Raw genomic sequence first — 14,376 nt, forward strand, 5'->3', positions numbered from 1 at the left:
CGAATTCCGTGTCCTCCGTTTGGAGGACGCAAACCCCTGTGGTGGAGGCGCTCCAGCTGTGTTCCGCACGGCCGAAGAGCTCATCTCCCGTATCGGGGGGCAGATACGCCGGTTCGCGATCAGAAGCGAGCGGCAGTCCGCTGATCCGCCTGGAGGCGTGGATCGGTCAGGAAGGACATGTGTGAGCAACACCGATCTTTTGAGCGACGTGGGTAGCGACACGGCCGGATCGAACGGCACGACCCCCGCTCCCAAGCGGGCGGTCGGCGGGCTGACCGGTAAGACCGTCGCCGAACTGCGTTCGCTGGCTGGGGAACTCGGCGTCGGCGAGACGACGGGTATGCGCAAGGGCGATCTGATCGCCGCGATCCGTGAGCGTCAGGGCAAGTCGCGCAAGCCGCGTGCGACGGCCGAGACGCTGCCGCTGGAGGGTGTCGGCGAGCCGCCGAAGGCCCCCAAGGCGAAGGCCGAAGCGCCTGCTGCTCCGGCGGAGACCAAGCCGGAGCCGAAGGCCGAGGCACCCGCCTCCGCGCCTTCGGATGCCCAGCCGCAGGCCGAGCGCCCGCAGCAGGACCGGCAGGATGCCCCGCAGGACGGCCAGGCCGAGGAGGGCGGCCGCAGCCGGCGTCGCCGCGGTTCCAACCGCGCCGCCGGGGCGCCCGACGGCCAGCAGGGCGGTGACCGTCAGCAGGGTGGCGACCGTCAGCAGGGCCAGGGCGACCGTCAGCAAGGCGACCGTCAGCAGGGCGACCGCAACCGCGACCAGCAGCGCCAGGGCGGTGGCAACCGCGACCAGAACCGCAACGACAACCGTGGTGACAGCCGTCAGGACGGTAACCGCGGTGAAGGCCGTCAGGACGGCAGCCGTCAGCGGAACAGCCAGCAGGACGGCAGCCGCGGTCAGGACCGTGACAACCGCGCCCAGCAGCAGCAGGACGACGACGAGGAAGGCGGCCGTCGCGGCCGTCGCTTCCGCGACCGCCGTCGCCGGGGCAGTGGTGGTGGCCGGGTCGAAGGCGGTTCGCCGGACACCGAGATCCGCGAGGACGACGTCCTGTTGCCCGTCGCGGGCATCCTGGACGTGCTCGACAACTACGCGTTCGTGCGGACCTCCGGCTACCTCGCCGGCCCGAACGACGTGTACGTCTCGCTGTCGCTGGTCCGCAAGTACGGCCTGCGCCGCGGTGACGCCATCACCGGCGTCGTGCGCCAGCCGCGTGACGGCGAGCAGCAGCGGCAGAAGTTCAACCCGCTGGTGCGCGTCGACTCGATCAACGGCCTGGAGCCGGACGAGGCCAAGCGGCGTCCGGACTTCACCAAGCTGACCCCGCTGTACCCGAACGAGCGGCTGCGCCTCGAGACCGAGTCGCACAAGCTCACGACCCGCGTGATCGACCTGATCATGCCGGTCGGCAAGGGGCAGCGCGCCCTGATCGTGTCGCCGCCGAAGGCCGGTAAGACCACGATCATGCAGGACATCGCGAACGCGATCTCCACGAACAACCCCGAGTGCCACCTGATGGTCGTCCTGGTCGACGAGCGTCCGGAAGAGGTCACCGACATGCAGCGCTCGGTGAAGGGCGAGGTCATCGCCTCGACCTTCGACCGGCCGCCGGCCGACCACACGTCGGTCGCGGAGCTGTCGATCGAGCGAGCCAAGCGCCTGGTCGAGATGGGCCACGACGTCGTCGTGCTGCTCGACTCGATCACCCGCCTCGGCCGCGCGTACAACCTGGCGGCCCCGGCGTCCGGCCGGATCCTGTCCGGTGGTGTCGACTCGACCGCGCTCTACCCGCCGAAGCGCTTCCTCGGTGCGGCCCGCAACATCGAGAACGGCGGCTCGCTGACCATCTTCGCCACGGCGATGGTCGAGACCGGTTCGACGATGGACACGGTCATCTTCGAGGAGTTCAAGGGCACCGGCAACGCGGAGCTCAAGCTCGACCGGAAGATCGCCGAGCGCCGGGTGTTCCCGGCGGTCGACGTCAACCCGTCCGGTACCCGCAAGGACGAGCTGCTGCTGAACCCGGACGAGCTGGCCGTGACCGTGAAGCTGAGCCGGGTGCTGCACGCGCTCGACTCGCAGCAGGCCATCGACCTGCTGATCTCGCGGCTGCGCAAGACGAAGACGAACACCGAGTTCCTGATGCAGGTCTCCAAGACCGCCCTCGGCGGCGGCGAAGACGACTGATTCCCGGTCGCGGAAGGGGCCTTCCCGGTGGTCCGGGGAGGCCCCTTCCGCGGTGGGAATAGCTGGTCAGCGGGGTGCGTTCCAATACTCGTCAGCTCGTCTGGCAGAATTACCCGCTGAAGTCCGGCGCCGGTTCACCCCGTGGGAACGACTGGGGACCCGGAGCCAACGAGAGAGGACACCATGAAGAGCGGTATTCACCCCGAGTACGTGGTCACGGACGTGAACTGCGACTGCGGCAACAGCTTCACCACGCGCAGCACCAAGACCAGCGGCAGCATCCACGTCGAGATCTGTTCGAACTGCCACCCGTTCTACACGGGCAAGCAGAAGATCATGGACACCGGTGGCCGGGTCGCGCGCTTCGAGGCTCGCTACGGCAAGCGGCAGAAGAAGGACGCCGACGCCAAGTAGCTTTTTCCACGGCGCCCATCCGGTACTCCCGGGTGGGCGCCGTTGCTTTGTACCGACCTTCCGGGGCTGAGAGGTGGCAGAGGTGGATTCGAGCTCGCTCAAGGGGCTGCTCGCCGAACACGCGGAGCTGGAGACCCAGCTGGCGGATCCGGCGGTGCACGCCGACCAGGCCCGCGCCCGCAAGCTCGGCCGCCGCTACGCCGAGCTGTCGCCGGTGGTGCGGGCCGTCCGCGAACTCGACGCCGCCCGCGACGACCTCTCGGCCGCCAAGGAGATGGCCTCGGAGGACGCGGAGTTCGCCGCGGAGGCCGAAGAGCTGGCCGCGAAGATCCCCGACCTCGAGTCGAAACTCACCGAACTGCTGCTGCCGCGTGACCCGTACGACGGCTCCGACGTCGTGATGGAGATCAAGTCCGGCGAGGGCGGCGAGGAGTCGGCCCTGTTCGCCGGCGACCTGCTGCGGATGTACCTCCGCTACGCCGAGCGCCACGGCTGGAAGGCGGAGGTCCTCGACTCGGTGGACTCCGACCTGGGCGGCTTCAAGGACGTCACGCTGTCGATCAAGAGCAAGACGGCCGACGTCGACGGCGTCTGGTCCCGCCTGAAGTTCGAGGGCGGCGTCCACCGCGTCCAGCGGGTGCCGGCGACCGAGTCCCAGGGCCGCATCCACACGTCCGCGTCCGGGGTGCTCATCTACCCGGAACCGGAGGAGGTCGAGGTCGAGATCGACCCGAACGACCTGCGCATCGACGTGTTCCGGTCCTCGGGCCCGGGCGGCCAGAGCGTCAACACGACCGACTCGGCGGTCCGGATCACCCACCTGCCGACCGGCATCGTGGTGTCCTGCCAGAACGAGAAGTCCCAGATCCAGAACCGCGCCCGGGCCCTGCAGGTGCTCCAGGCCCGGCTGCAGGCGATCGCGGAGGAAGAGGCGGCGGCGAAGGCGTCCGACGCCCGCCGTTCGCAGGTCCGCACGGTGGACCGCTCGGAGCGGATCAGGACGTACAACTTCCCGGAGAACCGCATCTCGGACCACCGGGTGAACTACAAGGCGTACAACCTCGACCAGGTCCTGGACGGCGATCTGAACGGCGTGCTGGACGCACTGGCGACCGCGGACCGCGAAGAGCGCCTGGCGGCTCAGTCGGGCTGACGGCCACTGCACGCCGATGTGCGTGAAGGCCACCTTGAGGAACTTCAAGTTCCTCAAGGTGGCCTTCACGCACATACGCAGGGCGGGTCAGCCGTGACGGCTGAGCATCGCCGCCCACTTCTGTTCGATCTCGGCTGCCGGCGCACTGGGCCGCCAGTCGAGGTCGAACATCGACAGCAGCTCCCGGGATTCGATCAAGGAAATTCCCGCGGCCTCGTGCAGTACCCGCAGGAAATTGAACGGCGTGCAGCGAAAGGAAGCATCCTCCTGCAGGAATTCGAGCAGGTCGAACACGCTCCGCTGCTCCTGGATCATCCGCCGGGCTTCGGCGACAACTTCTTCCATCTCGGGCCGCCTACTTGGTGAAGAGTACTTCGACGTCGGTGTACGCGCCGGGGCTGCCGATCGTCTTGACCACCTCGATCTTGGTGAAGCCGAACCGGGCGGCCATTTTTCCGGTGAACGTCGCGGCTGCCGCCTGCTCGACGGTCATCGCTCCGCTCCTCGTCAGGTCATTGAAGGTGTTGAGGTTGCTGGGCATGTTGGTGACCCATTTTCCTTGAATCGCGGCGACGTTCTCCACGCCGAAGTTCGATATCGCGTCATCGAACATCTGGGCACCTCGCGGGGTGGTCGGCCCCTTCTCGATGGCCAGGCTCATCACGCCGTCACGGATGTTCGCCAGCACGCCGCCCTCGGCTCCACCGTAGAAGTTGATGTACTCCCCACACAGCCCGGGGCCGGTGTTGTGCACGAGGACCGGCGTGCTTCCGGCGAAGACGTAGTAGGTGCTGATGTCCCGGACGGTCAGGTTGTGGACGCGCTGGTGCTGAGTTCGCTGGTGGATACTGTCGACCGGTACCGCGCCGCCGTCGGGTTTGCGCAGCTGATCGCCGGACTCGAGCTGGTCCGCGTTGAGCCAGCGGTTCTCGTTGACCACCCAGAAGGGGTGCTGATCAGTGGCGGTGACGGCGTCACTCCCACCGCCGGCGCGGTGGACCTGCACGTCGACCAGGTGCTTGATTCCCTCGCCGACGATGGTGTCGGTGACCGGTTCCACCTGGGTGCGTCCGGTGCCCGGGTCGGTCGCGACGACGGAGTCGCCGACCGCGACGGACTGGATGGCCTTCCGGGAGCCGTCGCCCATCAGCACCTCGGTGCCGGGGGTGAAACTGTTGCACAGCCCGGCTTTTCCGATGAGCTGCAGGTCGAGCCGGGCGAGCCCGCTGCGGAACGCGACGCCGCCGAGGAAGTCGATCTGGGAGAGGCTGCTCAGCCTGGACGCCAGGAACGCGTCACTGGCCACGCCGCTGACGAATTCCGCTCCGATCGTGAGTTCGAGGCCCACCCCGGCGGCTTCGGCGAGGAATCCCGCTTCGGCCCCGACGAGGGCACCGACCAGCGGAGCGGTGCAGACTTCGGCGCAGAAGATGCCGGCCCCGACGATGACCGCGCCGGCCACGATGGTGCCCGCGATCGACCACCAGCGGTCCGACTCCGCCTCGTCTTCGGCCTTCTGCTTGGCTTCCGCGATCGCCTTGTTGATCGTGTACGTGAGCGCGGGGTTGTACGCACCCTGCAAGCACTTGGTGAAGGTTTCTTCGCTGTACTGCTTGAACTGGTTGCAGATCGCGGCGTTGCGTTCGGACTCGCCCTTGGGGTCGGCGATCATCCGCGTCGCGCGGGCGACGCAGTCGTCGTGGTCCGGTCCCGCGGGCACGGCGTTGCACGCATTGTTGACGTCGGTGGCGAACTGCGCCTTCGCGGCGGCGATTTCGTTGTTGGCCTTGATGATCGCTTGGTCGCGGGCATTGTTCGCGGCGGTGACGGCGGCGTCGGCGTCCGCGCCGGCGTCGACGGCGTCCTGGTACGCCTGGTGCGCAGCCTGGATGGCGCTCTGCGCGTACCGGTTGGCGATGGTGGCGGAGTTCCGCGCCTTGGCGGCGGACTGCGTGGCCTGCACCGCCGACTGCGAGGCGCGGACGGCGGCCTGCTTCGCCGTCTCGGCCGACTGGGCCGCCTGGATGGCCGACTGCTGTGCCTGCTGGGCGGACTGGGCCGCGTTCTGCGCGAAGGTCTTCGCGTCGTTCGCGTAGCCCTTGGCGCGGTTGGCGTACTCGACCGCCTCGGCGGCGGCGTTACGGGCGGTGGCGGCCACGGACTGGGCGGTGGCGGCGTTCTGCGACGCCGTCGCCGCCACCGAGGTGGCTTCCGCGACCAATCCGGCGACGGCCGCGTTGTGCGTGGCTGCTTCCCGGTCGTGCCGCGCGGCGATGTACTGGCCGCTGTCGCGGTACTGCCGGATGATGATCGGAGAGCCGTCCAGCGCCGCCTGGCCCAGCATGCGGGCTTCCTGCCCGGTCGCGGGGGCGGCGATGAGCTGGTTGATCGCGAGGCGGTCGTCCTTTTCCCGGGCGATGTTCTGCCCGGTGTCGAGGAATTCGCGGTACGAGGCGACGGTTCCGGTGTCGAGTGCCTTCTGCGCCGCGCCGACGACCACGGCGTCACCGGTGCCGCGGGCCGCGGACTGCACACGGTTGACGGCGAGCCGGAGGTCGACGTTCTGCGTCGGGTAGTCCGGAGCCGCCAGGAACCGCTTGACGTCGGCGTCCGTGCCCGCGAGGGCGGCCTCGCCGGTCTTCTTCAGGTCGGGGACGGCGTCGGCGATGAGCTCCTGGATCTTTTCGCGATCGTCCAGCGCGGCGGCTTGGGCGACCCCGGCCCGGACGAACGCCCGCACCTCGGGGTCGGCACCCCTCAGCGCGCCCTCGGCGGCGGACTTGGTCCACGGTCCTCCGGTGGCCAGCAACCGGAACGCGATCTTGCGGCCGTTGGTCACCACCAGCCCCGGGTCCGCGTTCGACGCGCTGGCCGCGGCCAGCAGCCCGTTGGTCTCGGCGTCTCGTTGCGCTTCCTGCGCGGCGTTCCAGTTGCGGGTGAGGCCCAACTGGTCATGGACGTCGAGGGCCTTGCGAGCGGCATCGGTGGCTTCGTCGGCCTGCAGCGCGATGCGGTCGTCATCGGCCTTGCGTGCCGCATCGTAGAGCCGCTTTGCCTGGGTGGCCGAGTCGACGGCGATCTGCGCCGCGCTGGTGGCGGAGTTGGCGTGCTGCGTCGAGAGTTCGGCCGCGTGCACGGCGTCGCCCGCGTGGGCGGCGGCGTCGTTCGCGGCGTCCGCGGCGATCTGCGCGTCGGCGGCGGCGCGCGCTGCCAGGATCCGTGCCTGGTCGGCGGCGCTCGCGGCCTCGTCGGCGTACGCGCGTGCCGAGGCGGCCGCGCGGTTGGCCAGATCGGCTTGGCGGCGAGCCGTCGCGGCCGCGGCCTCGGCTTGACTGGCGTCCGCGCCGGCGGCCTTCGCCCACTTCACGGCGTCCTGCGCGGCGTTGGCGGACTTCGTCGAGTTCTGGCCCGCCGAAGTCGCCGCGTCGATCGCTTCGCGCGCGTGCCCCAGTGATTCCTTGGCCAGATCGATCGCGGTGACCGCCTGCTGGGCCGCGGTGGACGCGGAGGCCGCGTCGATCGCAGCCTTCGAGGCGGTGCCCGCGTTCTTCCGGTCGACCCGCGCCGCGGCCGCGGCGTTCCACGCGGCACTGGAGGCGTTGCCCGCCTTGGAAGCGGCGGCCGCGGCTCGGGTGGCGGCGCCGGCCGCGACCCGGGCGGCGGCGGAAGCGGCGCTCGCCGCACCGATCGCCGAGGCGGCCGCGCTCGCCGCGCGGTTGGCGGCGTCGGCCGCTCGGCCCGCCGCCGCCGCGGCACCCGCGGCGTCGTTCTTGGCCGCCTCGGCGGCCTGGGCGGCGAGTTCGGTCGCCTGCCGGGCGAGGTCGGCTTCCTTCAGCGCCTTGTCCGCGGAGTCCTTGGCTGCCTGGGTTTCCTGCGCCGCCTGCGCACCCGCGATCTTGGCGGCCGCGACCAGCTGGGCAACACTGGCCGTTTCCTGGTCGCGTGCCTCGGCGACTTCCCATTCCCGGGCGACGAACAGCCGGAGCGCGTCCGATGAGCCGTTGTCCAGCGCGCTCTGCGCGGCGGCCTTGACCTCCGGGCCACCGACGGCCTGGATCTGGTTGACCCGGAGGCGGAGGTCGGTGGCTTCCGCACGGACCGAAGCAACCTTCAGGAAGTCCTTCAGCGCGTCGTGCGTGCCGGCGTCGAGCGCCTTCTGCGCCGCCCTTTTGACCTCTTGGCCGCCTGCGGCCATCATCTGGTTGACGCGGATCCGCAGATCGGTGTCCGAGGCGTTGACCCAGCCCGCGTTCAGGAAGTTCCGCAGCGCGTCGGCGTCGGTGTCCGCGGCGTCCAGCGCCTGCTGCGCGGCGGTCTTCACGGACGGCCCGCCTGCGGAGAGGAGCTGGTTGACCGCGAGCCGGTTGTCCAGCTTGACCAGGCCGTCGAGCTTTTGGTTCAGGAAGGCGTCGACCTCGGCGTCGGACCCGACCAGTGCCTTGGCGGCCTCGGCCTTGACCTGGCTGCCGGCGCTGCGCCAGATGATGAGCACCTTGGCCCGAGCGGTCAGTGCGCCCGAGGAGGCCGAGGCCGCCGTGGCCTGGGCGACCGGCTGGGCGGCCGCCGCCTGACCCGCACCGACCTGCACGGTCAGCGCGGTGACCAGGGTGATTATCAGGCTGCCCGGCAGCAATCGATGGCGTCTCTTGACCAGTTTCATGACTCTCTTCTCGCGTGAGAGGACCGGCCTCGGCGGGGAGGCGGTACCTGAACAAGGGGGAACGGGGCCGGTCGCCGCGCTCGTGGGCATGACCGATTCAGCCGACGCCGGCGGACGAAGGCTGTGGTCTCACGGGAAAGCGGGCGCGCGGCAGTGCCGGCTGAGCTGCGTCAACCGGTCAGCGGTGGAAAGGGGGACCGGCCTCGCGAAGGAGGAAGCCGGTGACGGCGACTCTTGGCCGGGTGCCCCGGGCGTTCCTGCTGAAGAGCCGCATCTGTCTGTCCCCCTTCTACGCGACCCCGCAGATTCGGGCATCGCTGCCTGAATATCGCGAACCGTCACCGGCCATTAACAGAAATTGACGTGACATGGGTCACGAAGCCGGGGATCGCGAAGGGACTCAACCGGGCTGGGGGACCAGCCAGCACAGGCAGAAGGGGTGCCCGGCGGGGTCGGCGTAGACCTGGAAGTCGTCCCCGGCCGTGTTCCCCGCGGCCGGCTTCAGCACCGTGGCGCCGAGGGCCATGACCTGCTCGTGGGCTTCGGCGAAGTCCTCGACCCACAGGTCGAGGTGGATCTGCTGCCGGATCGGGCCGTCCGGCCACTGCGGGGGCACGTGATCGGGGGCGAGCTGCACCCCGATCCGCGGCGCCCCGTCCACCAGCACCATGTGCCAGTCGCCGTCGTCGTCGACCTCGCCGCCGAGGACGCCCGCCCAGAAGCGGCTCTCGGCCGCGAGGTCGGCCGCGTCGAGGGTGACGACCTGGTACTTGATCCGCATGACCGGACCTCTCAGCCGGACCAGAAACCCGTGATGAAGCGCAGGTAGATCATTCCGCAGACCAGCGCGTTCGCGTACAGGACCACGTGCACCGCGCCGCGCAGCTGCGGGCGGCGCTCGCCGAACAGGACCAGGGCCACGTACATCACCAGGCACGGCAGCAGGTAGCGGTGGACCGACACCACGTTGTTGTTCATCGTCAGCATCACGATGGCCGCGAACCCGAACAGCGCCAGCGGGACGCCCTTCGACCGCAGCGCCACCAGGACGTACACCGAGGACACGAACAGCAGCGCCAGGCCGATCATCGGCAGCACGTGGCTCATCAGCGTCCACGCGTCCATCCGGGTGTCCCCGAGCAGGGCGTGGCCGGTGATCTTGGCTTCGCGCCACAGTGTCTCGACGATGTTCGGGTTGAACTTGTGGTACGACCACTCCCGCACGCCCTTGAGCGCGTTGAAGCTGGCGAAGAAGTCGCCGGTCTGGACCTTCATGGCCACCATCACGCCGGCGAGGCCGGCGAACGCCGCGGGGAACCACAGCAGGTTCCACGACAGCAGGCCGCGCAGCTTCCAGTCCTTCGACCGCCAGAACTCCAGGAAGCACAGGCCGACGAAGACCGCCGCGGTGATGCGGGAGGCCGTCAGCGGGATCAGCGTCAGGCCCATCCAGAGCCATTGCCGGCGCAGTGCGAACAGATAGGCCCAGAAGCCCAGCGCGCAGAACACCGCCTCGCTGTAGAACGAGTGCAGGAAGAACGCGGCGGGCGCGGTGAGGAACGCGGCGACGACCAGCCACGGGGCCCGCTCGCCGTCGAAGAAGTGCCGGCCGATCTTGAGCAGCGCGACCGCCGCCAGCCAGGTGGCGACCAGGTTCACCAGGAACCCGGCGGTGAGCAGGCCGATCGTGCCGAAGCTGACCGTCTGCACCAGCCAGACCAGGAGCGGGAACACCGGGTAGAACGCCCGCGTCGGGGCGTAGCTGCCGGTGTAGGCGTGCATGGCGATCTCGCCGTAGTTGCCGGCGTCCCAGCGGTAGGTGTGCGCCAGCAGGCTCATCGTCGAGCCGATGCCGGTCTTCGGGATGCCCTCGTCGACCGGGCTGGACGGCGCGAACAGGTACGCCAGCGCGATCAGCACCACGTTCCAGGCCAGCACCACGGCGAAGACGCGGGCGTAGTCGCCGTTGAGCCAGGCCCAGCGACTGGCGTGGGCCGGCTCCGGGCGGTCCGGCTCGACCTGGTCGGAGACTCGGGACGAGACGGCCGTGCTAGTCATGCGTAACCTCCGCGACCGGCGGTTCGGCCGCCGCGGGCCGGTGCTTGAAAACCACCTTGTGGTAGAGCACGTAGTTCCAGACCAGGCCGACCGCGATGCCGGCGAACTTCGGGATCAGCACGTTCACGCCGGGGAAGGCGCTGGTGACCGCGAAGATGATCGCCGCCTGTACGACCCAGAGGCCGAACGCGGTGACGCCGAAGAACAGCAGCGCCTGGCGGCGGACGTCGCCGTCCTTGGCGCGGAACGTGAAGTTCCGGTTCAGCGTGAAGCTGAGCAGCATGCCCGTGGTCGTCGAGATGAAGTTCGCCACGAACAGCGGGACACCCAGCGTCACCAGCAGCGCGTAGCCGAGGGCGTCGACCAGCGTGTTCCCCACGCCGACCAGCCCGAAGCGCAGCTGGGTCGCCGAGATCAGCTTCACCGGGTGCCTCGTCCCGCGTCAGCGCCCTCGCGGGCCTCCGCCGGCGCCGCCGGGCCCGTGCGCACCGACGCGACGCCGTAGAGCGGCCGGTTCTGCACCTGGGAGTACGTGCGGCCGATGTAGCTGCCGAGCACGCCGAGCATGACGATCTGGATCCCGCCGAGGAAGAACATCGCGATCCCGAGGAAGGCCCAGCCGGGCACCGCCGTCGCCGGGGCGAACAGCTTGACGCCACCGACGTAGAGGATCCCGAGGAAGCTCAGGAACGACATCAGGTAGCCGAAGCGCGTGATCATCCGCAGCGGCGTCACCGAGAAGCCGAGGATGCCGTCGGCGGCGAAGCGCAGCATCTTGCGCAGCGGGTAGCCCGTGACGCCGGCGTGCCGCTTGTCGCGGTCGAACAGCACGGCCGTCTGCTTGAAGCCGATGTAGCTGACCAGCCCGCGCAGGAAGCGGTCGCGCTCGCGGTACTTGCGCAGCTCGTCGACCACCTTGCGGTCGATCAGCCGGAAGTCGCCGGTGTTCTTCGGGATGTCGACCGCGGCCATCTTCCGCAGGAACCAGTAGAACCCGCCGGCGGTCAGCTTCTTGAACGGCGAGTCCTGGCGCGAGCGGCGCTGCGCATAGACGACGTCGAAGCCCTCTTCCCACTTCTCGATCAGCTCGAGCGCCACCCGCGGCGGGTCCTGCATGTCGCTGTCCATGATCACGACGGCGTCCGCGTCGACCAGGTCCAGCCCGGCGGTGACGGCCATCTGGTGGCCGAAGTTGCGGGACAGCTCGACCACCGTGACCCGCTCGTCGCGGGCGCTGAGCTCGGTGAGCTTGGCCAGCGAGCCGTCCCGGCTGCCGTCGTCGACGTAGAGGAAGCTGAAGTCGTACTTGCCGGCGAGGGGGCGGGTCACCTCGTCCACCGTCCGGTGCAGCAGGTCGATGTTCTCTTCCTCGTTGTAGATCGGGAAGATGAACGCCACCCGGCGGGTGATCGGCTCTGTGGGCACTGCGGGGCTCCCCGGAGTTTCGGTGCGGAACGGTTCGGGCGGCGCCGTCGAGCAGGCGAATCCCCGACCCGGTGCCCTGCATCCTAGGAGATCCGCACGGCCGGTACGCCGGGACCCGGTCAGCCCGCCGCCGCGGCCAGCTCGGCCATCCGGCTTTCGGTGCCCTCGTCACCGCCGAAGTGGACGACCACGGCGTCGGCGCCCGCGTCCCGGTAGGCGCGTGCGTCCGCGGCGGTCGTCCGGGCGTCGGCCCGCCACTGCGCCCGCGCCGCCGCCCGGACCGGCCGTCCGCCGGTAAGCCGCCGCAGGGCCGCGACCCGCGCACCGAACTCGGCGGGGGACAGGCCGGCGCTCTGCCAGGTCGTGCCGATCCGGGCGGCGCGCCGCAACGCCGCCGTCGAGTTGCCCCCGACGGTGACCGGCACCGGGCCGGCCGGCCGGGGCTCGAAGTACCCGCCGCCGGGCCCGCGGCCGGTGCGGAACAGCTCGGCAAGCAGGTCGAGGGTGGCGTCGGTCCGCTTGCCCCGGGTGCCGAAGTCGGCGCCGACCTCGGCGAACTCCGGTTCGTTCCAGCCGGTGCCGACGCCGAGGTCGAACCGGTGACCGGACAGCCTGTCGAGCGTCGCGACCTGCTTGGCCAGCGCGAACGGCTCCCGCAGCGGCACGATCAGCACCGACGTCCCGAGCCGGATCCGGCTGGTCCCCGCGGCGATGTACGCGAGGGTGACCAGCGGCTCGTGGACACCGCCGAACACCTCGCCGTAGGGGCTGGGCGGCAGCAGGTGGTCGGGCAGCCAGGCGGCGCGGTAGCCGAGGTCTTCGGCGAGCCGGGCCAGCTCGGCGGGCCGGGCGGGGTCGAGGTCCGGCTGCTCGTTCGGCAGCACGGCTTCCAGGAAATGTTCGGTCATGCCGGTGACGTTAGGCATTCACATCGGTGTGAAGGTCAACCTTGCGGGGGGCAGATGCGGATCGGCGAGCTCGCGGAACGCACCGGCGTCAGCACGCGGCTGCTGCGCTACTACGGGGAGCAGGGCCTGCTGACGCCGTCGCGCGACGGCAACGGCTACCGGTCCTTCGACGAGGACGCCGTCGTCCGCGTCCGGCAGATCCGGCGGCTGCTCGCGGCCGGGCTGACCACCGGGGTGATCGCCTCGGCGCTGCAGTGCGCGCGGGGCGAAGAGGCCCACCTGGACCTGTGCCCGGAGCTGGCCGTCATGCTGCGCCGCGAGCTGACCGCGATGGACGACCGGATCGGCGCGTTGCAGCGGCGCCGGACCGCGCTGGCGGGGTACTTGTCGCCCCCGCGGTGAGGGTGCCTCGATACGCTGGACGGCGTAGGACCGGCGCGTGTCCTCATGGGGGAGTTCCGCCTGGTGTGCCAGGCTCGACGAGGTGAAGGACGACGAGTGAATCGGCAGCCGCTGCGCCTGGCCATCATCGAGGCCACCCGGATCCTCGAGCGCGCGGGCGTCGCCTCGCCGAGGTTCGACGCCGAGGTGATCGCCGCGCACGTGCTCGGGGTCGAACGCGGCCGGCTGCCGATGGTGCCGCTGGTCGACCCGCCGGTCATCGAGGCCATCGGCCAGCTCGTCCAGCAACGCGCGAAGCGCATCCCGCTGCAGTACCTGACCGGCTGGGCCGCGCTCGGTGACATCACGGTCGCGGTCGGTGCGGGCGTGTTCGTCCCGCGGCCGGAGACCGAGCTGCTGCTCGAGTGGGGGGTCAAGTTCCTGCAGGGCCGCGAGTTCCCGGTGGTGGTGGATCTGTGCACGGGCTCCGGCGCGCTGGCGCTGGCGGTGGCCAACGCCCGCCCGGACGCGGTCGTCTACGCGGTGGACATCGACCCGCAGGCGCTGGCCTGGGCCCGCCACAACGCGGACGTCCACGCCGACGCGGGCAACACGCCGATCCGCCTGTACTCGGGTGACATCGGCGACCCGACGATGTTCGCCGAGCTCGACGGCCTGGTCGACCTGGTCCTGTGCAACCCGCCGTACGTCCCGGAGGGCACCCCGGTGCCCCCGGAGGTGGCCGAGCACGACCCCCCGCGCGCGGTGTTCGCGGAGGAGAGCGGCCTGGCGGTGATCCGCCACGCGATCGCGGCGGGTGCCCGGCTGCTGCGCCCGGGCGGCGGCCTGGCGATCGAGCACGACGACACGCACGGTTCGGCGGTCCCGGCCCTGGTCCGGGCGCGGCGGGTGCTGACGGGCGTCGAGGGCCACGCGGACCTGACGGGCCGGGCCCGGTTCGTCACGGCCCGCCGGCTGGGCTGAGCCCGGGGGCGCCCCCCGTTTTCCACGCTACCGGTGGGCACCGACAATTCCGGTCGCGCAGCTGCCGGCCGGGAGCTAGTACTACAGGGACACTTGTGTGCGTGACCTGGGGAAACAAGGTCACCGTTTGCCGTGGCTGGTGGTCGTGAGTGGTAATTCGGGTTCTAACCCGAATTACCACTCACGACCAGCCGCGGCAGAC

Annotated in this window: 12 protein-coding genes; 5 read left to right on the plus strand and 7 right to left on the minus strand. The window is 70.2% G+C overall.

Annotation, left to right across the window (positions count from 1 at the left end; all coding sequences use genetic code 11):
* The first annotated feature begins 181 nt into the window (after positions 1-181).
* From rho to prfA, 3 genes are all read left to right on the plus strand, one after another.
* A complete protein-coding gene (rho, locus tag ACLJQF_RS28625) occupies positions 182-2,191 on the plus strand; it encodes a transcription termination factor Rho (protein ID WP_410613233.1) in 2,010 nt (669 codons plus the stop codon).
* 183 nt (positions 2,192-2,374) lie between these two features.
* On the plus strand, positions 2,375-2,605 hold the full coding sequence (gene rpmE, locus ACLJQF_RS28630) for a 50S ribosomal protein L31 (RefSeq protein WP_020640999.1): 231 nt from the start codon (positions 2,375-2,377) through the stop codon (positions 2,603-2,605).
* A gap of 82 nt (positions 2,606-2,687) precedes the next feature.
* The gene (prfA, locus tag ACLJQF_RS28635) at positions 2,688-3,758 is read left to right on the plus strand and encodes a peptide chain release factor 1 (RefSeq protein WP_410613235.1); all 1,071 of its coding nucleotides are present in this window, start codon (positions 2,688-2,690) and stop codon (positions 3,756-3,758) included.
* Between the two features lie 87 nt (positions 3,759-3,845).
* Here the strand turns inward: prfA and ACLJQF_RS28640 are convergent, their stop codons facing one another.
* From ACLJQF_RS28640 to ACLJQF_RS28670, 7 genes are all read right to left on the minus strand, one after another.
* Positions 3,846-4,052: a hypothetical protein gene (locus ACLJQF_RS28640; protein WP_410613237.1), complete on the minus strand. Its 207-nt coding sequence runs from the start codon at positions 4,050-4,052 to the stop codon at positions 3,846-3,848.
* Positions 4,053-4,113: 61 nt separating this feature from the next.
* A complete protein-coding gene (locus ACLJQF_RS28645; RefSeq protein WP_410613239.1) occupies positions 4,114-8,418 on the minus strand; it encodes a polymorphic toxin-type HINT domain-containing protein in 4,305 nt (1,434 codons plus the stop codon).
* A 400-nt stretch (positions 8,419-8,818) separates the two neighbouring features.
* Positions 8,819-9,199 (minus strand): VOC family protein, encoded by a 381-nt coding sequence (locus tag ACLJQF_RS28650; protein WP_410613241.1) that lies wholly within the window; start codon positions 9,197-9,199, stop codon positions 8,819-8,821.
* A gap of 11 nt (positions 9,200-9,210) precedes the next feature.
* Entirely contained in the window at positions 9,211-10,476 is a 1,266-nt protein-coding gene (locus ACLJQF_RS28655) for a mannosyltransferase family protein (RefSeq protein WP_410613243.1), read from the minus strand.
* Positions 10,469-10,900, minus strand: coding sequence for a GtrA family protein (locus tag ACLJQF_RS28660; protein ID WP_410613245.1), 432 nt, complete (start codon positions 10,898-10,900; stop codon positions 10,469-10,471). The genes ACLJQF_RS28655 and ACLJQF_RS28660 overlap by 8 nt, the downstream gene beginning before the upstream one ends.
* Positions 10,897-11,901, minus strand: coding sequence for a glycosyltransferase family 2 protein (locus ACLJQF_RS28665; protein ID WP_410613247.1), 1,005 nt, complete (start codon positions 11,899-11,901; stop codon positions 10,897-10,899). The genes ACLJQF_RS28660 and ACLJQF_RS28665 overlap by 4 nt, the downstream gene beginning before the upstream one ends.
* Positions 11,902-12,020: 119 nt before the next feature.
* Positions 12,021-12,809, minus strand: a complete 789-nt coding sequence (locus ACLJQF_RS28670; RefSeq protein WP_410613249.1) for a TIGR03619 family F420-dependent LLM class oxidoreductase — start codon at positions 12,807-12,809, stop codon at positions 12,021-12,023.
* 54 nt (positions 12,810-12,863) lie between these two features.
* Here ACLJQF_RS28670 and ACLJQF_RS28675 point away from each other — a divergent pair, with 54 nt between their 5' ends.
* Positions 12,864-13,211 (plus strand): MerR family transcriptional regulator, encoded by a 348-nt coding sequence (locus ACLJQF_RS28675; RefSeq protein WP_410613251.1) that lies wholly within the window; start codon positions 12,864-12,866, stop codon positions 13,209-13,211.
* Between the two features lie 96 nt (positions 13,212-13,307).
* Complete coding sequence (gene prmC, locus ACLJQF_RS28680; protein ID WP_410613253.1) at positions 13,308-14,174, plus strand: peptide chain release factor N(5)-glutamine methyltransferase; 867 nt, start codon at positions 13,308-13,310, stop codon at positions 14,172-14,174.
* Positions 14,175-14,376: the final 202 nt, after the last annotated feature.

Origin of the sequence: Amycolatopsis sp. lyj-109, from assembly GCF_046548995.1 — a bacterium.
GTDB lineage: Bacteria > Actinomycetota > Actinomycetes > Mycobacteriales > Pseudonocardiaceae > Amycolatopsis.

Coding starts and splice junctions, on each gene's coding strand:
- rpmE (WP_020640999.1), top strand. CDS start 2,375: ATGAAGAGCGGTATTCACCCCGAGTACGTGGTCACGGACGTGAACTGC.
- ACLJQF_RS28645 (WP_410613239.1), bottom strand. CDS start 8,418: ATGAAACTGGTCAAGAGACGCCATCGATTGCTGCCGGGCAGCCTGATA.
- ACLJQF_RS28650 (WP_410613241.1), bottom strand. CDS start 9,199: ATGCGGATCAAGTACCAGGTCGTCACCCTCGACGCGGCCGACCTCGCG.
- ACLJQF_RS28655 (WP_410613243.1), bottom strand. CDS start 10,476: ATGACTAGCACGGCCGTCTCGTCCCGAGTCTCCGACCAGGTCGAGCCG.
- ACLJQF_RS28670 (WP_410613249.1), bottom strand. CDS start 12,809: ATGACCGAACATTTCCTGGAAGCCGTGCTGCCGAACGAGCAGCCGGAC.
- ACLJQF_RS28675 (WP_410613251.1), top strand. CDS start 12,864: ATGCGGATCGGCGAGCTCGCGGAACGCACCGGCGTCAGCACGCGGCTG.